Origin of the sequence: Rhodoferax ferrireducens (genome assembly GCF_031458075.1) — a bacterium.
In the GTDB taxonomy this organism is placed as follows: Bacteria; Pseudomonadota; Gammaproteobacteria; order Burkholderiales; family Burkholderiaceae_C; genus Rhodoferax_B; species Rhodoferax_B ferrireducens_A.
On the sequence record NZ_JAVDXT010000001.1, the window covers coordinates 1,614,242 to 1,634,267 of the forward strand.

The following is a 20,026-nucleotide window of genomic DNA, read 5'->3' on the forward strand; positions in this document are numbered from 1 at the left end:
ATGGGCTTACACCAGCCCTGTTACATTCCGACACTCATTGTGTATCCCTTTATGGTTGGGTGTTTGCATGGCTTCGAAGATTAGGTACTCAGCGGTGGCAGTAGTTGGCATTCTTGTCGCATCTGCGGCCGCCTGGTGGCTGCAGCGTGGCCCGCAAGCCCAGATGCAGCTCGCTCCGGCGGCAAGCAATGCGTCGGCACCGGCAGGCGCTAGCCGTCCGCCGGCGGTGGAGGCGGCCACGGTGGCCATCACCCGCATCGTGGACGACAGCCAAACGGTGGGCAGCCTGCGCTCGCGCCAGAGCGTGGTGCTGCGCCCCGAAGTCAGCGGACGCATCACGGCGCTGAATTTCCGCGATGGGGAGCGGGTCCGCAAAGGCCAGCTGCTGGTGCAGTTTGACGACCAGTTGCCCCGTGCCCAGGTGCAGCAAAGCCAGGCCGAGCTGTCGATTGCCACGGCCAACCACCAGCGCAACCAGGACTTGGTGGCGCAAAACTTCATCAGCCAACGCTCGGTAGACGAGAGCGGCGCCAATCTGCAAGTCGCCCAGGCCAAGCTGGCCCTGGCCCGCGCTACCGCCGAGCGCCTGAAGATCGTGGCACCCTTCGATGCCATCGCCGGTATCCGCGTAGTGAACGTCGGCGACTATTTGAAAGACGGCGCCGACATCGTGAACCTGGAAGACCTGGAAGCCATTTACGTGGACTTCCGCCTGCCCGAGCGCTTCCAGACCAAGCTGCAGCGCGGCCAGCGCGCCAGCATCGATATCGACGCCTTGCCAGGGCGCAAGTTTGTGGCCATCGTGCAAGCCATCGACCCGCTGCTCGACGCCAATGGCCGTTCCGTCGGCGTGCGCGCCTGCATCGACAACCGGCAGATGCAGCTGCGTCCGGGCATGTTTGCCCGCGTCAACACCGTGTTTGGCGAGCGTGAGAAGGCCTTGGTGGTGCCCGAAGAAGCCATCGTGCCGCAGGGCGGTAAGCAGTTTGTGCTGAAGCTGGTGCCTGGCGCCGAGGTCGATACCCTGGTCACCCAACGTACCGAGGTCAAGGTCGGCGTGCGCCGCCCCGGCAAGGTCGAAATTCTGGAAGGCCTGAACGAGGGCGACCGCGTGGTCACCGCCGGCCAGCAGCGGCTGCAAAAAGACGGTACCGCGGTGCGGGTGGTGGATCTGGCCAGCAAAGCTGCAGCGCAACCGGCGTCGGCAGCCTCCGCGCCGCAAGTGGCCCAGGCCTCCCCCCCCACTGCAGCGCCCGCCAAGGCCCTGGTCGGCCCCAATCCTTGCCTGCAGGCACAGGCCGCGGGTGCGGCCAAGCCGGTGTGATGGCCGGGTCGATACGCCATGCAACTCGCTGAAACCTCCATCCGCCGCCCGGTGTTTGCCACCGTGCTGTCGCTGCTGATCCTGCTGGTCGGCGCGGTCAGCTTCAACCGCCTGGCGGTGCGCGAATACCCGAAGATCGACGAGCCCGTGGTCACCGTGACCGTGCGCTACCCCGGTGCCTCGGCCGAGGTGATTGAATCGCAGATCAGCAAGCCGCTGGAAGACTCGATTGCCGGCATCGACGCGGTGGACGTGATCACTTCCATCAGCCGTGCCGAGCAAAGCCAGATTTCGGTGCGTTTCCGGCTTGAAAAAGATGCCGACGCCGCAGCCGCCGAGGTGCGCGACCGCACGGCCCGGGTGCGCAATCGCCTGCCGCAGGCCATCGACGAGCCGGTGATTGCCAAGGTTGAGGCCGATGCGTTTCCGGTGGTGTTCCTGGCTTTCTCCAGCGACACCCTGAGCCCGCTGCAGATCAACGACCTGATCAATCGCGTGGCCAAGCCGCGCCTGCAAACCGTCACCGGCGTGGCCGATGTGCGGATTTTTGGCGAACGCAAATACGCGATGCGCGTCTGGCTGGATGCCAACAAGCTGGCCGGCTACCGCCTGACCACGCAGGACGTGGAAGACGCGATCCGGCGCAGCAACCTGGAGGTGCCGGGCGGGCGCATCGAGTCGCAGCAGCGCGAATTCAGCGTCACCTCGCAAACCGATCTGGTGCGGCCCGCGCAGTTTGCCGACATCACCATCAAGAGCGTGAACGGATTCCCGGTGAAGATCCGCGACGTCGCCCGGGTGCAGGAGGGCGCGGCCGAAGAGCGCTCGGCCGTGCGGCTGAACGGCCGCGACGCGGTGGCCGTGGGCGTGATCCGCCAGGCCACGGCCAATCCGCTGACCCTGTCGGCCGGTGTGCGCGAAATGCTGCCCCGGCTGCAGCTAGACCTGCCCGCCGGCGTGCAGATCGACGTGGCCAACGACAACTCGCTGTTCATCGACCGTTCGGTCAAGAACGTCTACCGCACCATTGTGGAAGCCGTGGTACTGGTGGCGCTGGTGATCTTCGTGTTCCTGCGCACCTTGCGCGCCTCCATCATCCCCATCGTCACCATTCCGGTCAGCCTGGTCGGCACCTTTGCGCTGATGTCGCTGGCCGGCTTCAGCATCAACACGCTGACCTTGCTGGCCCTGGTGCTGGCGATTGGCCTGGTGGTGGACGACGCCATCGTCATGCTGGAGAACATCTTTCGGCATATCGAAGAAGGGCTGGACCCGTTCTCCGCCGCCATCAAGGGCGCGCGCGAAATCGGCTTTGCCATCGTCACCATGACGGCCACGCTGGTGGCGGTGTATGCGCCGCTGGCATTTACCCCGGGGCGTACCGGCCGGCTGTTTGTCGAGTTCGCGCTGGCCCTGGCCGGCGCGGTGGTGGTGTCGGGCTTTGTGGCGCTGACCCTGACGCCCATGATGTGTTCGCTGCTGCTCAAGCACAACCCCAAGCCAAACCGCTTCGACAGCGGCATGGAGCGGCTGCTCACCCGCATCTCGGACGGCTATGGCCGGATGATCCGCTGGCTGGTCGCCACCGGCTACCAGCCCAGGGCGGACCAGCGCGGCGTTGGTGTCGCCCTCAAGCGCGTGCTGCTGCAGGCGCGCTGGATCGTTATCGCCGTGATGCTGGCCAGCGCCGCCGCCATCTACTTTGTCTACCCGAGCATGAAGCAGGAGCTGTCGCCGCTCGAAGACCGCGGCACCATCCTGGCCAACGTGACCGCGCCCGATGGCGCCACGCTGGAGTACACCGACCGCTATGCCAAGGCCATCGAGGCCCTGGGCAAACCGTATCCCGAGTTCGACCGCATCTTCACCACCGCTGGCAACCCTACGGTGTCGCAGGCCAGTGTGATCTTCCGCACCACCGACTGGGAGCAGCGCTCGCGCACCACCTTGGACCTGGCCCGCGAGATGGGCCCCAAGTTCAGCGGCTTGCCCGGTGTGACGGCTTTCCCGATCACGCCGCCCTCGCTGGGCCAGGGCTTCCGCGAGCGGCCGGTCAACTTCGTGATCCAGACCTCGGACAGCTACCAGAACCTGAACAAGGTGGTGCGCCAGATGATGGACGAGATCGCCAAGAACCCCGGCATCCTGGCGCCCGACGTGGACCTGCGGCTGAACAAGCCCGAGCTGCGCATCGACATTGACCGCGAGAAGGCCGCCGACATGGGCGTGGCCGTCGACGTGGTGGCCAAGGCGATTGAGACCATGCTGGGCGGCCGCAATGTGACCCGCTACAAGCGCGACGCCGAGCAGTACGACGTGGTGGTGCAGACCGTGGCCAGCGGCCGCAGCACGCCCGAAGACATTGCCGGCATTTATGTGCGCGGCCGCAACGACACCATGATCCCGCTGTCGGCCCTGGTCAAGGTGCGCGAAGATGTGTCGCCGCGCGAACTCAACCACTTCGGCCAGCGCCGCTCGGCCACCATCTCGGCCAATCTGGCACCCGACTACGCACTGGGCGAGGCGCTGAAGTTCATGGAAGCCACGGCCAACAAGCTGCTGCAACCCGGCTACACCACCGACCTGAATGGCACCTCGCGCGAGTTCCGCAACTCGCAGGGCGCGCTGGTCATCGTCTTTGTGCTGGCGCTGGTGTTCATCTTCCTGGTGCTGGCCGCGCAGTTCGAGAGCTTTATCGACCCGCTGGTGATCATGCTGTCGGTGCCCTTGTCGATGATCGGCGCGCTGCTGGCGCTCAAATGGTCGGGCGGCTCGCTGAACGTGTATTCGCAGATCGGCTTGATTACTCTGGTCGGCCTCATCACCAAGCACGGCATTCTGATCGTCGAGTTCACCAACCAGCTGCGCGAGCAGGGCCAGAGCATGGTCGACGCGCTGGTACAGGCCTCTTCGCAGCGCCTGCGGCCGATTCTGATGACCACCGGCGCCATGGTGCTGGGCGCGGTGCCGCTGGCGATTGCCACCGGTGCCGGTGCCGAGAGCCGGCAGCAAATCGGCTGGGTGATCGTCGGCGGCATGTCGCTGGGCACCTTGCTCACCGTGTTCGTGGTGCCCGTCATGTACTCGCTGTTTGCGCGCAGCAGCGTGCCCGGCGCCAATACCGCCGAGGCGCATGAAGCGCCCACGCACCCGGTGGGTGCTGAAATTTTAGGAAAATAGGGCTCTAGCGCAGGTACTACCTGCGCGAGCAGCTATGTAAACAATAGCGTTTAGTGCTTGCCCTTCCACGGCACCAGCCAGCTCTCGAGCAGGCGCATGGTCGACGAGAAGGCAAAGGCGCAGACGGCGATCACTGCGATGCCGACAAACACGGCGTCGGTGGCCAAAAAGTGCGATGCCGACATCACCATATAGCCGATGCCGCGGGTCGATGCGATCAGCTCGGCGGCGACCAGCGTGCCCCAGCCCACGCCCAGCGCGATGCGGATGCCTGTCAGGATCTCGGGCAGGGCCGAGGGCAGCACGATGGCGCTGAACAGCTGCCAGCGGCTGGCACCCAGCGACAGCGCGGCGTTCACCCGCTCCAGCGGCAGTGCGCGCACCCCGGCCTGGGCCGACAGCACGATGGGCGCAAACATCGCCAGCGTCAGCAGCGCGATCTTCGAGGTCTCGCCAATCCCCAGCCAGATGATCATCAGCGGCAAATAGGCCAGCGGCGGCAGCGGCCAGTAGAACTCGATGGGCGTGTCGAAAATGCCCTTGGCCCAGCGGTTCAAGCCCATGAACAGGCCGATGGGAATGCCCAGCGCGATGGCGATGGCCGCGGCCGACAGGATGCGCGTCAGGCTGGCCGACACATGCTCCCACAGCGTGGCATTTGCATAGCCGTCTTCCAGGATCGATTTCGCCACCGCCAGCACTTCGGCCGGCGTCGGCAGGAACAAATGCGATACCTTGCCCGACAGGGCTACGGCCCACCACAGCAGCAAAATCGCCGCACCGGTGGCGACGCTGGTGGTCACGGTGGAATGCTCGCCGATGCCGAAGCTGCGCATCTTCACCAGGCGCGGCGCGGTGGGCGCCGGCGCCGGGGCGGCCTCGGGCACCGGGCTCTGCAGGGCCGCGGTGTTGGCAATATTCTGGATACTCAGCTCGGTCATACGGTGGTTTCTTCCAGCGTTTCAGATTGGTGCACGATGGCGCGGATTTCCTCGCGCAGCAGTGCAAATGCGGGCGATGTCTTGATGGCCCGCGCGTCGCCGTCGCGTGCGTAGCGGCGCACAAAGTCGAGCTGGAAGCGGGCCACGATGCGGCCCGGCCGCGGCGACATGACGATCAGCTCGGTGCCCAGAAACAGCGCTTCCTCTATCGAATGGGTGATGAAGAAAACCCGCTTGCCGGTGCGCGCCCAGACCGATACCAGCAGCTCCTGCATCTGCTCGCGGGTCATGCTGTCGAGCGCGCCAAACGGTTCGTCCATCAGCAGGATGTCGGGGTTGGGTGCCAGCGCCCGGGCCAGGCCGACGCGCTGGCGCATGCCGCCCGACAGCTCGTAGGGTGCGGCATCGGCAAAGTCCTGCAGGCCCACCAGGCGCAGCAGCTCCAGCGCGCGCTCGCGCCGTTCGCGGCGCGGGACGCCGGCGAACTGCAGGCCCAGGGCCACGTTCTCGGCCACCGATTTCCAGGGCAGCAGCGTGTCCTTCTGGAACACCACGCCGCGGTCGGCGCCCGGCCCGCCAACCGGCCGGCCGTCCAGCGTAATGCTGCCGTCGGACAGCGGCAGAAAGCCGGCCATGGCGTTCAGCAGGGTCGACTTGCCGCAGCCCGAGGTACCCAGCGCCACGACGAAGCCGCCTTGCGGAATCTCCAGCGACACCCGGTCCAGGGCCTGGACCGGTCGGCCATCCCGGGCTTCGAAAAAAACGCTGGCGTTATGGACGCGGAGCATCTGGGGCGCTTACTTCTTCAGCGCGACCACGGCGGCCGGCGTCACAAACGCAGCGTAGCTGGGCAGCACGTCGGAAATCTTCTTTTGCTCCTTCAGGAACACCGAGGTTTCCTTCAGGATCTTGGCGACGCCGGACTTTTCGCCGCCGCCCAGCCAGGCGTCAGACGCTTGGGTGTTCAGGCTCAGCAGCGACAGGTTTTGCAGTGCCGCGGCCTGGTCGGCCGAGGTGCCGCCAAGCAGCTTGGCCAGCAGCTTGGTGTTTTCGCTGTCGGCCGTCCAGGCGGCCTTGTTGCTGGTGAACGAGCTGGTGTATTTGTCGACCACGCTGGAGAAGGACTTCAGGAATTCAGGGTGCTCCTTGGCAAACGCGCCGGTGGCGACCCAGGCCGAGAAGGTGGGGGCGCCCTTGTCGGCCACGTCCTTGGAGGTGACCAGCACCTTGCCGTTTTTCTTCAGCTCGGTCAGCGCCGGGTCCCAGACGAAGCCGCCGTCGATGTCGCCGCGGTTGAAGGCGGCCACGATCTCGGGCTGCGGAATGGCGAAGACCTGCACGTCTTTTTCGGTCAGGCCCTGGCTCTTGATCAGCGCCAGCAGCTGGTAGTGGTCGGTGGATACCGGCGCGGCGGCCAGCTTTTTGCCCTTCAGGTCGGCCAGGCTGTTGATGCCCGAGCCGTTGCGCACCACCAGCGCCTCGTCGGTGCCGGAGATTGATGCCACGTAGAAGGCCTTCACGTCCAGCCCGCGCGAGGTAGCAGCAGCGTAGGGGCTGGAGCCCACGTAGCCGATCTGCACATCACCGGAGGCGATGGCGGCAAAGATGTCGGCGCCCGAGTTGAAGCGGCGGAAGTCGATCTGGTAGCCGGTGGTTTTGGCGTAGTCGCCGTTGGCAATGCCGACCGACGAGGGCAGGGCGTCGGTCTGGTAGCCGATGACGACCTTTTTGTCGACCGCAAAGGCCGATGTGGCAGCGGCCACCGCGAGTGCGCCGATGGCGGCGGCGGCGAACAGTTTTTTCACGAATTGCATGCGTCTGGCTCCTGGATACAGTTCGGCCGCGGCAAACGGCGGCCTTGGACTGGATCTTAGGTTTAGACGGGTATGTGGATATAGAACAAAATCAACATACGATATTTGAATAACGATGTTGAAAAACAAGCACTAAATCGGCCTCTGGCGCATGTTCTGCCTGTGCGAGAAGCTATGGAATGCATAGCAAACCTGAACCAGTCAGTCCACCAGCGTGGGCGGCTGCGGATGCTGTTCCAGGTACCAGGCGCGCAGTCCATCGTCTTCGAACGCGTAGTCACCGCGGCCGGCGCGCCAGATCAGCTCTTTGTCGCGCAGCGCATCCAGCGCGCCCTGGATCGCCGAGTTGCTCAGCGGCTTGCCCAGCACCGCCTGGTAGGCGGCCAGCGCGGCTTCGGCGAAGGGCGTGTAGTCGGGCGACAGGCGGGCGATGGCGTCGAGCACGGCCTTCTGCGGGTCGGGCAGGCCGTTGTAGGTGGAAGCGAATTCCTGCCAGGCCCGGTGCTGTATGTGCTGGGCGTTGCGCTCTATCAGCGCGTCCAGCGCCTGCGCGCCGCCCAGATCGGCCACGGCCTCGCCGACCACCCGCTTCAGCATCTCGGGCCGGCGCCCGACCAGCTCGAAGGCCCGCTCCAGCGTCGCCACCGAAAACGCCTTGCCGTCGGCAAACTGCGGGTTCAGCCAAGCTGCATAGGCTTCGACAAAGCCGCGGTCCAGCAGCGGGAAGCGGGTCACGCCCGCGCCGTAGAACGGCTCGCTCTTGCGCAGCACCAAATGCGTGAGCTTGTCGCGGTTCGAGCCGGTCATCACCAGGTGCAGGCCGCGACGGGCCGTGCCCTGGTTGAGCCGGTCCCGCGCGGCTTTCAGGGCGAACATGGCCTGGGTGCCGGCGTCGCTGGACAGCGCGTGCTGGGCTTCGTCGACCAGCAGCACCAGGGGCTTGCCGCTCTTGGCGTGCAGCCGCTCCAGCGCGTCGGCCAGGGTGGCGCCGCCGGGCTGGCCGATCTTGCCCAGGTCCAGCGACAGGGTGCCGAGCACATTCAGCTTGTCCAGGCCCACGCTCTTGGCGGCCTTGAGCACCGGGCCGTCCAGCTGGGCCAGGGTCTCGCGCACCACGCCGATGATCAGCTCGGCCGGGTCGCGGCTGCGGTCCGACCACAGGTCTACATACAGGGTCTGCCAGCCGCGCGCACGCATCTCGGGCACCATGTCTTCGCGCAGAAAGGTGGATTTTCCGGTGCGCCGTGGCGCGGCCAGGAACAGTCCCGAGGTGGCGTCCAGAATGCCGCGGCCCTCCAGCGCGTCGCAGTAGCTGGCGGCGAGGGCGGTGCGGCGGTAGGTAAAGGCTTCGGCCATGGGCATGCTCGCTTTTATGGAGGAATTATTTTGACGAGGGTAATTTTATGCTTGTTGGAATAATTTGACCATAAAGCGCGGTGTGCACCCCCTGTGCAGCTCTTTCCGGCAAGCCTGTAACTTAGGCATAAAATTGGCATCTAGCGCTTATTCAATCAGCGCAGGCAGCTATTGAAAATATAGCTCGCTGTGCTGGAGGCTAAGCCTGCCGCCCAGGGGCTCAGGTAAACTCAATTGGCTTCCCGCAGGCCGCGGGCTGCATACAAAGCGGTTTCAAATCAAAGTATTAGCCACGTCAACCTCCGGTGCGTCTCCAATCCATCAAGCTCGCGGGCTTTAAGTCCTTTGCCGAACCCACCACCTTCCACCTGCCCGGGCAACTGGTTGGCGTGGTCGGGCCGAACGGCTGCGGCAAGTCCAACATCATGGATGCGGTGCGCTGGGTGCTGGGCGAGAGCAAGGCTTCCGAGCTGCGCGGCGAGTCCATGCAGGACGTGATCTTCAACGGCACGACCAGCCGCAAACCGGCCAGCCGCGCCAGCGTGGAGCTGGTGTTCGAAAACAACGACCACCGCGCAGGCGGCCAGTGGGGCCAGTTTGCCGAGATCGCCGTCAAGCGCGTGCTGACCCGCGACGGCACCAGCAGCTACTACATCAACAACCAGCCGGTGCGCCGTCGCGACGTGCAGGACGTGTTCCTCGGCACCGGCCTAGGGCCGCGCGCCTACGCCATCATCGGCCAGGGCACGATCAGCCGCATCATTGAGTCGCGGCCTGAAGAGCTGCGCCTGTTCCTCGAAGAAGCCGCGGGTGTGTCCAAGTACAAGGAACGCCGCCGCGAGACCGAGAACCGCCTCAGCGACACGCGCGAGAACCTGACCCGCGTGGAAGACATCCTGCGCGAGCTGAACGCCAATCTGGAGCGGCTGGAAAAGCAGGCCGAGGTCGCGCACAAGTACAACAGCCTGCACGCCAGCGCCACCCTCAAGCAGCACCAGCTCTGGTACCTGAAGAAGGTCGACAGCGAAGCCGATCAGAGCAAGGTCAAGGCCGACGCGGCCCAGGCGGTGAACGACCTGGAGTCGCGCATCGCCGACCTGCGCCATGTCGAGGCCGAGCTGGAAACCATACGCCAGGCGCATTACGACGCCGGCGATGCAGTCAACCACGCCCAGGGCAAGCTCTACGAGGCGAGCGCCGAAGTGGGCCGTCTCGAGGGCGAAATCCGCTTTGTGGTCGAAGGCCGGCAGCGCGTCGAGCTGCGCTTGGCCACCCTGAAGGAGCAAATCCAGCAGTGGGCGACACGCCAGGAAGACGCGCATTTCGAGCTGGAAAACCTGGAAGCCACCGGCATCGAGGCCGAAGAAAAAGCCGAGCTGCTGGCCGCCCAGGTCGAAGAGCAGGCCGCGCAGATCCCGGACCTGGAAGACGCGCTGCAAAGCGCCAGCCGCACCGCCAACGAGCAGCGCAGCGGCGTGGTCCAGGTGCAGCAGCAGATCCAGGTGCTGGCCGCCGAGCAGCGCAGCATCGAAGAACAAAGCCGCCAGCTCGACCAGCGCCGCGAGCGCCTGCTGGTCGACAAGAAAGCCCTGGCCGCACCCGACGAAGCGCGTTTGGGCCAGCTGCAAAGCCAGCTGGACGAGGCCACCGAGGCCGCCAGCGTGGCCGACGCGCGCCTGCACGATCTGCAGGAGCATCTGCCCCAGCTGGACGAAGAGCGCCGCGCCAAGCAGGCGGCGGTGAACACCGAATCCGCGCGCCAAGCCGATATATCGGCGCGCATGGAGGCGCTGAAGGCGCTGCAGGAAAAGGTCAAGACCGACGGCAAGCTCAAGCCCTGGCTGACCCGCCACGGCCTGGAAGGCCTGCAAGGCGTATGGAGCAAGCTGCACATCGAGCAGGGCTGGGAGAACGCTTTGGAAGCCGCCTTGCGCGAACGCATGGGCGCGCTCGAAGTCTCGCGGCTGGAGATGGTGCGCGCCTTCGCCGGCCTGGACGGCCGCGACGTGCCTCCCGCCAAGCTGGCCTTCTACAGCCCGCCGCCGGCCGGCGCCGCGCTGCCGCAGCGCAGCCTGCCGCGCCTGGCCGACTTGCTGCGCCTGAACGACGCCGGCCTGGCCGCCTTGCTCGGCGACTGGCTGTACGGCTGCTTTACCGCGCCCAGCTTTGAAGACGCGCTGCTGCAGCGCAGCCAGCTGCAGCCGGGCGAAGTGATCTATGTGCAAAGCGGCCACGCGGTCGGCCTGCACAGCGTGGCCTTTTACGCGCAGGACTCCGAACAGGCCGGCCTGCTGGCGCGTGCCCAAGAGATTGAAAACCTGGAAAAGCAGCTGCGCGCCCAGACCCTGATCAACGAGGAAACCCGCTACGCCCTGGTGCGTGCCGAGGCCGCCTACAACGAATCCTCGCAGCGCCTGGTGACAGCCCGGCGCGAAGCCACCGAGGCGCAAACCCAGGCCCATGCGCTACAGGTCGAGACCTTGCGCCTGGGCCAGTTGGCCGAGCAGGCCCGTGTGCGCAGCCAGCAGCTGGAAGGCGACCTGGCCGAGGTCGAGGCCCAGCTGGACGATCTGCAGGAGCGCCGCGTCAATGCCGAAGCCCGCTTCGAAGAACTCGACATGCAGCTGGCCGACAGCCAGGAGCGCCACGCCCAGCTGGACGAGCGCGTGATCGAGGTGCAGCGCAAATTGTCCGAATGCCGCGAGCAGCAGCGCAGCCTGGAGCGGCAGGCGCAAGAGGCCGCGTTTGCCCAGCGCAGCCTGGGTGCGCGCCGCGCCGAGCTGACGCGCTCGGTCGACATGGCGGTCCAGCAAACCCTGTCGCTGACCGACGAGCAGCAGCGCGCGGTCGACGAACTGGGGCGCCTGAACGACGCGGCCGCCCAGGGTGGCCTGCAAACTGCTCTTGCGCAGAAGCTGGAGCGCGAGGCCGAGCTCGGCGCGCAGCGCAGCCAGTACGACGACCTGACCATCCGCCTGCGCGCCAGCGACGAGGCCCGCATGCAGAACGAGCGTGCGCTGGAGCCGCTGCGCCAGCGCATCACCGAATTCCAGCTGAAAGAGCAGGCCGCGCGGCTGGGTTCCGAGCAGTTCACCCAGCTGCTGGCCGAGGCCCAGGCCGATCTGGAGGCCATCGCCAAGTCCATCGCCGACGGTGATGTACGCATGCACGGCATGCAGAGCGAGATCGACCGGTTGAACCGCGAAATCACCGCCCTGGGTGCCGTCAATCTGGCCGCGTTGGACGAACTGACGGTGGCGCGCGAGCGCAAGCAGTTCCTGGACGCGCAGACCGCCGACCTGGTGGACGCGATGACCACGCTGGAAGACGCGATCAAGAAGATCGACGCCGAAACCCGCGAACTGCTGTCGGGCACTTTCAACATCGTCAACGGCCACTTTGGCAAGATGTTCCCGGAGCTGTTCGGCGGCGGCAATGCGCGCCTGGTGATCACCGGCGACGAAATCCTGGACTCGGGCGTGCAGGTCATCGCCCAGCCGCCGGGCAAGAAGAACCAGACCATCCACCTGCTGTCGGGCGGCGAAAAAGCCCTGACCGCCATCGCCCTGGTGTTCGCGATCTTCATGCTGAACCCCGCACCGTTTTGCCTGCTGGACGAAGTGGACGCGCCGCTGGACGACGCCAACACCGAGCGCTACGCAAGACTGGTGTCCAGCATGGGCCGTGAAACCCAGTTTCTTTTCATCAGCCACAACAAAATTGCCATGGAAATGGCCCAGCAACTGATTGGTGTGACCATGCAGGAGCAGGGCGTTTCGCGCATCGTGGCAGTCGATATGGAGTCGGCCCTTTCCATGGCCGAAGCAACATGACAACAACCCTGCAACTGGGTCTGGCCGTGGGGGGCGGGCTGGTATTGGTCGCCGTCGTGGCTTACAACACCTGGACCGCCCGCAAGAACGCCCCCAAGCAGCCCGACCCTCTGCCGCCCAGCAGCGTGCAGACCGAGCCCAGCGCCGACGACCTGGAGCGCCGCGACCCGGCGTTCGAGGGCGACGACTTGCCGCCGCTGCCGGTGCCCGAGCGCAAGCCCGGCATGGACGCGCTGATCGACGTGCTGGCCGCCATCGCCGTCGAGCAGCCGGTGTCGGGCGATGCCGCCCTGGCCGGCATGCCGCCGACCCGCCGTGTCGGCAGCAAGCCGTTTGCCATCGAAGGCCTGAACGCCATCAGCGGCCAGTGGGAAACCCCAGCCGCCGGCCAGCGCTACACCCAGTTCCAGGCCGGCGTGCAACTGGCGAACCGCACCGGCGCGCTGAACGAGATCGAGTTTTCCGAGTTCGTGATCAAGACCCAGGCGTTTGCCGATGCGGTCAACGGCCTGCCCGAGTTCCCCGAGATGCGCGAAGAAGTCGCGCGTGGCCGCGAGCTCGACCAGTTCGCCAACGACCACGATGCCCAACTGGGCTTCACCCTGCGCGCAGTGCACGCGGCCTGGAGCCCTGGCTATGTGCAGCAGCATGCGGCGCGGCTGGGCTTTGTGCCTTCGCTGATCCCGGGCCGCATGGTCTTGCCCAGCGGTACGCCGGGCATGCCACCGATTCTGGGCCTGGCTTTCGACACGCAGGCTGCGCTGGCCGAGGACCTGGACCAGTCGGCCTTGCGCGAAGTCACCCTGAGCCTGGACGTGCCCCAGGTGGACCGCGCCGAGCAGCCGTTTGTGCGCATGCGCGATACCGCCGCCGCGCTGGCCGAGGCCATGGACGGCGCGCTGACCGACGACCGCGGCTACCCGCTGCAGCGCGACGCGCTGGACGGCATCGGCGCCTCGCTGGAGCAGCTGTACGACACCTTGGAGTCGCGCGAGCTGGCGGCCGGTTCTGCATTGGCGCGACGTTTATTCAGTTGATATGCCGGAAAACTTAGAGCTTTTTAGTGCTGCAGGGCAGACTCCACCTGCGCCAGTAGCTATCGAAATAGAAGCGCTGCGGACGCAGCTGCATGTATGGGGGCACCATTACTACGTGCTGGATGCGCCTATCGTGCCGGACGCCGAGTACGACCGCGTGTTCCGCGCGCTGCAGGCGCTGGAAGAAGCCCATCCCGATCTGCGCAGCGCCGATTCGCCGACCCAGCGCGTGGGCGGTAAGCCGCTGCCCGAGTTCGCCTCGGTGCGCCATGCCGTGCCCATGTTGAGCATACGCACCGAGACCGATACCGAACCCAGCGGCGCGCTGAATTTCGACACCCGCATCCGCAAGGAGCTGGGTCTGGCCGAGGGCGATGCGCCGGTCGAGTACGTGGCCGAGCCCAAGTTCGACGGTCTGGCCATGAGCCTGCGCTACGAGCACGGTGTGCTGGTGCAAGCCGCCACGCGCGGCGACGGCGAGTACGGCGAAGACGTGACGCAGAACATCCGCACCATGCGGCAAATTCCGCTGCGACTGCACGGCGATGCCCCTGCCGTGCTGGAGGTGCGCGGCGAGGTCTATATGCGGCGCGACGACTTCGATGCGCTGAACGAGCGCCAGCGCGAAGCCGGCCTGAAAACCTTTGTGAACCCGCGCAATGCGGCCGCCGGCGCGGTGCGCCAGCTGGACCCGGGCATCGCCCAAAAGCGCCCGCTGAAGTTCTTCGCCTACGGCCTGGGCGAGCTGACGCCAGCGGAGCAGGGCGGCCCGGTCTTCGACACCCATTACGCCATGCTGCAGACCTTGAAATCTTGGGGATTTCCGGTTGCAGCGCAGGTACAGATTGCGCAGGGCGCTACGGAATTGGTAGCGTACCACCAGCAGACAGGTGCTGCGCGCGACCAGCTGCCGTACGACATTGATGGCGTGGTCTACAAAGTGAATGCGCTGACCTTGCAGCGCCAGCTGGGCTTTGTGTCGCGCGAGCCGCGCTGGGCCGTGGCGCACAAATACCCGGCACAGGAACAATTGACCACGGTGACAGCCATCGACGTGCAGGTGGGACGCACCGGCAAGCTGACGCCGGTGGCGCGGCTGGCGCCGGTTTTCGTCGGTGGCGTGACGGTGACCAATGCCACGCTGCACAACTTGTTCGAGCTGCGCCGCAAGCGGGTGCGCGTGGGCGACACCGCCATCGTGCGGCGTGCCGGCGATGTGATTCCCGAGGTGGTCGGGGTCGTCGAAAAGGCGCGTGAAACCTACGTGCCCAACTTCCGCATGCCGCGCCAATGCCCGATCTGCGGCAGCGCCGTGGTGCGCGAGAAGACCGAGATGAACCACCGCTGCAGCGGCGGCCTGTTCTGCCCGGCGCAGCGCAAGGAGGCGATATTGCATTTCGCCCACCGCCGCGCGGTGGAGATCGAAGGCCTGGGCGACAAGCTGGTCGAGCAACTGGTGGACGCCGGCATCATCCGCACCTTGCCGGATCTGTACAAATTGGGACTGACGGCCCTGTCCGAGCTGGACCGCATGGCCGACAAGTCGGCCAAGAACATCCTGGCCGCGCTGGAGAAGTCCAAGGACACGACCCTGCCGCGTTTTCTGTTCGGCCTCGGTATCCGCCACGTCGGCGAATCCACCGCCAAGGCGCTGGCCCGGCATTTCGGCAAGCTCGACAGCATCATGGATGCCAGCGTCGAGCAGCTGCTGGAAGTTGCCGATATCGGCCCCATCGTGGCGCTGGCGATCCGCACCTTTTTTGACCAACCGCACAACCGCGAAGTGGTTGAACAGTTGCGCGCTTGCGGCATCACCTGGGAAGAGGGCGAGCCGGCGGCCGTGGCGCCCAAGCCGCTGGCCGGCCAGACCTTTGTGTTGACCGGTACCTTCCCCACACTGAGCCGCGACCAGGCCAAGGATCTGCTCGAAGCCGCCGGCGCCAAGGTGGCCGGTTCGGTGAGCAAGAAGACCCATTACGTCGTCGCCGGCGAGGAAGCCGGCAGCAAGCTGGACAAGGCGCTGGCATTGGGTGTTACTGTGCTGGACGAGGCCGGGATGTTGGCCTTGTTATCGCAAGGAGTTGATGCATGACGGTTCGTGAAATTCTCAAAATGGGCGACCCGCGCCTGCTGCGCGTGGCCCAGCAAATCACCGCTTTCGATACCGACGAGTTGCACCTGCTGGTCTCTGACATGCTGGACACCATGCGCGCGGCCAATGGCGCGGGGCTGGCGGCGCCGCAGATCGGGGTGGACCTGCAGCTGGTGGTGTTTGGTACGCCGGATGCGAATCCGCGCTACCCGGACCGGCCGCTGGTGCCACCCACGGTGCTGATCAACCCGGTCATCACGCCCATCGGCAATGCGGAAGAAGAGGACTGGGAGGGCTGTTTGTCCGTGCCCGGCTTGCGGGGCCTGGTGCCGCGCTGGTCGCAGATCCGCTACACCGGCTTTGACCAGTATGGTGACCCGATTGACCGCACGGTGGACGGCTTCCATGCCCGCGTGGTGCAGCACGAATGCGACCACCTGATCGGCAGGCTCTACCCCACGCGCATGCGCGACCTGACGCAGCTCGGCTATACCGAGGTGCTGTTCCCCGGCCTCGACCCGGCCGACGACGACTGAACCTAAAAAAACCCGGACGCCGCCATGCAAGCCCTTGCCCCCACTCTGCTGATCGCCCTGACCCTGGCTGGCTGCGCCCAGATCGATGCCAAGACCCGGGGCTGGATGGGCTCCAACGCACCTGCCTATGCGGTGGTGGATGGTGTGGTGTTCGAGGGCCGGGCCACGCTGTTCACCGACCGCACGGGCACGCTGCAGCTGGCGTCGACCCAGGCGGCCGACCGGCTGTGCGTGGGCGACCTGCGCTACAGCTCGACCACCCAGGGCGAGATCGTGCTGCACTGCGCGGGCGGGGTGGATGCGCGCCTGCGCTTTGTCGCGGTGAGCCCGGTCAGCGGCTACGCGTATGGCAGCAGTGAAACCAGCCCGACCAGCCTGACCTGGGGCCTGGACCCTACGCAGGCCGCGGCCTATCTGCGTTTGCCGCCCAGCCCGCCGCCCGTGGAGCCCGCCGCGCTTGCCATGCCGCCGGCTGTGCCCGCCAGCGCTACGCCCTGAGGCTTTGGCCGGGCGATTCCCGTTGGCGCTAGCAGGATGTAGGTTTGCTATAAAGTTGCTAGCTGCCCGTGCAATTGCTATAAGCGCCAGAGCCCTGTTTTCTATAAATTGTGATGCCCATGCCCCATCCCCTCGTACCGGTCCACCCCGAAACCCATGGGGTGGTGCTCGACCTGGCCTACGCCACGGCCAATAATATTGCCGGCCGGCCGATCTACGACCGCGCGCACTGCCTGCTGCACCGCGATGCCGAGGTCTGCTTGCGCCGGGCGGTGCTGGCGGCGGCCGCGGCCGGTTATCGGCTGAAGATTTTTGACGCCTTCCGCCCGCACGAGGCGCAGGTGCTGCTGTGGCATACCGCCCCCGACCAGGCCTATGTGGCCGACCCTGCAATCGGCTCCAACCACACGCGCGGCACGGCGGTGGACCTGACCCTGGTGGATGCGCAGGGCGAGGAGCTGGACATGGGCACCGGTTTCGACGACATGACGACCGCTTCGCACCACTTCAGCCCCGAGGTGTCTGTACAGGCCCAGGCGAACCGGCAGCTGTTGCTGCGCATCATGGAAGACGCGGGCTTTGTGCACCTGGCCCACGAGTGGTGGCATTACGCGCTGCCCGGGCACTACGGCCTGATCGACAGTGCGCTTCTGGGCGATCTGGGACCGATGTCTATACAGGGTTAGCATGCTTCTTGCAACGCAGGGGATTCGGTAAGCTGGTTTAGGTTTTTGTCCGTTTCACACCCAAAGGAAGATCCGATGCGTTTCTCGACACCTCTGCTTTCCCGCCGCGGACTGGTTGCAGCCGCTGCGTCCACCCTGATGCTGGGGACAGCCTGGGCCGCCACGCCCAAGGACACCTTGGTGGTGGCGTTTGCGTTCGACGACATCATCACCATGGACCCGGCGGAGGTGTTTGAAATCTCGGCCAGCGAGGTGATGGGCAATACCTATGACCGCCTTGTGCGGCTCGATACCAGCGACCCGTCCAAGTTGATCAACGACATCGCTAAGTCGTGGACCGTGTCTGCGGACGGCAAGACCTTCAGCTTCGAGCTCAAGCCTGGCTTGAAATTCGCCTCTGGCAATCCCCTCACGGCCGAAGACGTGGCTTTCTCGCTGCAGCGGGCGGTGCTGCTGGACAAATCTCCGGCCTTCATCCTCACGCAGTTTGGGTTTAGTAAAACCAACGTCAAAGACAAGATCAAGGCCACCGGACCACTGAGTCTGACGCTGGAAACCGACAAGGCCTACGCCCCGTCGTTTGTCATGAACTGCCTGACCGCTGACGTGGGTGCAGTGGTGGATAAAAAGCTGGTGCTGGCCAACGAAGTGGCGGGCGACCTGGGCTATGCCTGGCTCAAAACCCATTACGCAGGCTCTGGCCCCTTGAAGCTGCGCGAATGGCGGGCCAACGAAGTGGTGGCGCTGGAGCGCAACGACAGTTATTACGGTAAAAAAGCCCCGCTGGCCCGCGTGCTGTACCGCCACATCAAGGAATCCAGTACCCAGCGCCTGCTGCTCGAGAAGGGCGACATCGACATGGCCCGCAACCTGGCCCCGCAGGATCTGGCCGCCATGGCAGGCAACAAGGACGTCAAGATCGAATCTGCCCCCAAGGGCACGGTCTACTACATCAGCCTGAACCAGAAGAACCCCAACCTGGCCAAACCCGAGGTGCGTGAAGCCCTGAAATGGCTGCTGGACTATGCCGCCATCGGCGACACTCTGATCAAGAACATCGGCACCGTGGACCAGAACTTCCTGCCCGTGGGCCTGCTGGGCGCCAGCACGGTCAACCCGTACAAACTGGACGTGGACAAGGCCAAGGCGCTGCTGGTCAAGGCAGGGCTGCCCAATGGCTTCAAGGTGACCATCGACATGCGCACTATCCAGCCTGTGCAAGGCATTACCGAGGCCTTCCAGCAAACCGCCAAGCGCGCGGGCATCGATATCGAGATCATCCCCGGCGACGGCAAGCAGGTGCTGACCAAATACCGCGCCCGCACCCACGATATGTACATCGGCCAGTGGGGTGCCGACTACTGGGACCCGCACAGCAACGCCACCTTTGTGCAGAACACCGATAACAGCGACGATGCCAAAGCCAAACCCCTGGCCTGGCGCAATGCCTGGGTAGCCCCCGAGCTCGAAAAAATGGCCGATGCCGCCGTGCTGGAGCGCGACACCGGCAAGCGCAAGAAGATCTACGAAGACATGCAGGCCGAATTTCGCAAGACCAGCCCCTTCATCATGCTGTACCAGCAGGTGGAAGTGGCGGCCGTGCGCAGCAATGTGGACGGCTTCAAGCTAGGCCCTACGTTCGGTTCTGACTACATGTTTACCGCCAGCAAGCGTTAAAACGCATGCCCGCTCGCTGGATGCGTAGGCTCAAGACTGTGGGCCGCTTTGCGGTCGTCATCGTCCTGACCTACCTGGGCCTGCTGGCCGTCACCTTCTTCATAGGCCGTGTCATGCCCATAGACCCGGTGCTAGCCATCGTCGGCGACCGGGCTTCGGGTGAGCTGGTAGCCAGGGTGCGCGAAGAAATGGGCTTCAACAAGCCGCTGTGGGAGCAGTTTTATATCTACATCGGCAAGGTGCTGCGCGGCGACTTTGGCACCTCGGTGCTGAGCTCGCACCCGGTGATGGACGACATCCGCCGGGCCTTTCCGGCCACGCTGGAGCTGGCCACTCTCGGCATCCTGATCGGCGTGAGTTTTGGCGTGCCGCTGGGCGTGTGGGCGGCGGTGCGCCGCGGCGGCGTGGTCGACCAGATCGTGCGGGTGATGGGCTTAGTGGGTTATTCGGTGCCCATCTTCTGGCTGGGCCTGATGGGCCTGGTGCTGTTCTACGCCAAGCTGGGTTGGGTCGGTGGGCCGGGGCGTATCGACGTGGTCTATGAATACACCCTGGCCAATGTCTCCGGCCTGTTGCTGCTGGACGCGGCCATGGCCGGGCAGTGGGATGCGTTCGGCAATGTGCTGTCGCACCTGATCCTGCCGGCGTCGCTGCTGGGTTATTTCTCGCTGGCCTACATCAGCCGCATGACGCGCTCCTTCATGCTGCACGAGCTGTCGCAGGAGTACATCGTGGCCGCCCGCGCCAAGGGCCTGAGCGAGGCGCGCATCATCTGGCGCCACGCGCTGCGCAATGCCATGGTGCCGCTGGTCACTGTGATCAGCTTGTCGTATGCCGGCCTGCTGGAGGGCTCGGTGCTCACCGAGACCGTGTTCGCCTGGCCTGGCCTGGGCCTGTACATCACCAATTCGCTGCAGAACGCCGACATGAACGCGGTGCTGGGCGGCACCATCGTGGTGGGCTCGGTTTTTATCGGCCTGAACTTACTCTCCGACGTGCTCTACAAGACGCTCGACCCGCGCACCCGTATCCGTTGAACATGATGCACACCC

Annotated in this window: 14 protein-coding genes; 10 read left to right on the plus strand and 4 right to left on the minus strand. The window is 65.4% G+C overall.

Annotated elements, in window-relative coordinates; genetic code table 11:
* Positions 1–67 precede the first annotated feature (67 nt).
* The gene (locus tag J2X19_RS07500; protein ID WP_310372053.1) at positions 68–1,324 is read left to right on the plus strand and encodes an efflux RND transporter periplasmic adaptor subunit; all 1,257 of its coding nucleotides are present in this window, start codon (positions 68–70) and stop codon (positions 1,322–1,324) included.
* Between the two features lie 18 nt (positions 1,325–1,342).
* Positions 1,343–4,504: an efflux RND transporter permease subunit gene (locus J2X19_RS07505; protein WP_310372055.1), complete on the plus strand. Its 3,162-nt coding sequence runs from the start codon at positions 1,343–1,345 to the stop codon at positions 4,502–4,504.
* 50 nt (positions 4,505–4,554) lie between these two features.
* On the opposite strand, the gene J2X19_RS07510 is transcribed toward J2X19_RS07505, so the two are convergent.
* The 4 genes from J2X19_RS07510 to J2X19_RS07525 form a co-directional block, all read right to left on the minus strand.
* The gene (locus J2X19_RS07510; protein WP_310372057.1) at positions 4,555–5,445 is read right to left on the minus strand and encodes an ABC transporter permease subunit; all 891 of its coding nucleotides are present in this window, start codon (positions 5,443–5,445) and stop codon (positions 4,555–4,557) included.
* Positions 5,442–6,233, minus strand: a complete 792-nt coding sequence (locus J2X19_RS07515) for a taurine ABC transporter ATP-binding protein (RefSeq protein WP_310372059.1) — start codon at positions 6,231–6,233, stop codon at positions 5,442–5,444. The genes J2X19_RS07510 and J2X19_RS07515 overlap by 4 nt, the downstream gene beginning before the upstream one ends.
* Before the next feature lie 9 nt (positions 6,234–6,242).
* A complete protein-coding gene (gene tauA / locus J2X19_RS07520) occupies positions 6,243–7,259 on the minus strand; it encodes a taurine ABC transporter substrate-binding protein (RefSeq protein WP_310372061.1) in 1,017 nt (338 codons plus the stop codon).
* 201 nt (positions 7,260–7,460) lie between these two features.
* Positions 7,461–8,615, minus strand: a complete 1,155-nt coding sequence (locus J2X19_RS07525; protein WP_310372063.1) for an AAA family ATPase — start codon at positions 8,613–8,615, stop codon at positions 7,461–7,463.
* Between the two features lie 305 nt (positions 8,616–8,920).
* On the opposite strand from J2X19_RS07525, the gene smc reads away from it, so the two are divergent.
* The 8 genes from smc to J2X19_RS07565 all read left to right on the plus strand — a co-directional run bounded on the left by smc (position 8,921) and on the right by J2X19_RS07565 (position 20,011).
* Positions 8,921–12,448 (plus strand): chromosome segregation protein SMC, encoded by a 3,528-nt coding sequence (gene smc, locus J2X19_RS07530; protein ID WP_310372065.1) that lies wholly within the window; start codon positions 8,921–8,923, stop codon positions 12,446–12,448.
* A complete protein-coding gene (locus J2X19_RS07535; RefSeq protein WP_310372067.1) occupies positions 12,445–13,485 on the plus strand; it encodes a cell division protein ZipA C-terminal FtsZ-binding domain-containing protein in 1,041 nt (346 codons plus the stop codon). Before smc ends, J2X19_RS07535 begins: the two co-directional genes overlap by 4 nt.
* A 1-nt stretch (position 13,486) precedes the next feature.
* Positions 13,487–15,577: an NAD-dependent DNA ligase LigA gene (gene ligA / locus J2X19_RS07540; protein ID WP_310372069.1), complete on the plus strand. Its 2,091-nt coding sequence runs from the start codon at positions 13,487–13,489 to the stop codon at positions 15,575–15,577.
* Entirely contained in the window at positions 15,574–16,113 is a 540-nt protein-coding gene (gene def / locus J2X19_RS07545) for a peptide deformylase (protein WP_310372071.1), read from the plus strand. The genes ligA and def overlap by 4 nt, the downstream gene beginning before the upstream one ends.
* 24 nt (positions 16,114–16,137) lie before the next feature.
* Positions 16,138–16,611: a hypothetical protein gene (locus J2X19_RS07550; RefSeq protein ID WP_310372072.1), complete on the plus strand. Its 474-nt coding sequence runs from the start codon at positions 16,138–16,140 to the stop codon at positions 16,609–16,611.
* 110 nt (positions 16,612–16,721) lie between these two features.
* Entirely contained in the window at positions 16,722–17,297 is a 576-nt protein-coding gene (gene ddpX, locus J2X19_RS07555) for a D-alanyl-D-alanine dipeptidase (protein WP_405048606.1), read from the plus strand.
* 75 nt (positions 17,298–17,372) lie between these two features.
* Positions 17,373–18,974 carry an ABC transporter substrate-binding protein gene (locus J2X19_RS07560; protein WP_310372076.1) on the plus strand — a complete coding sequence of 534 codons (1,602 nt, stop codon included), beginning with the start codon at positions 17,373–17,375 and terminating at the stop codon, positions 18,972–18,974.
* A 5-nt stretch (positions 18,975–18,979) separates the two neighbouring features.
* Complete coding sequence (locus J2X19_RS07565; protein ID WP_116608097.1) at positions 18,980–20,011, plus strand: ABC transporter permease; 1,032 nt, start codon at positions 18,980–18,982, stop codon at positions 20,009–20,011.
* Positions 20,012–20,026 lie beyond the last annotated feature (15 nt).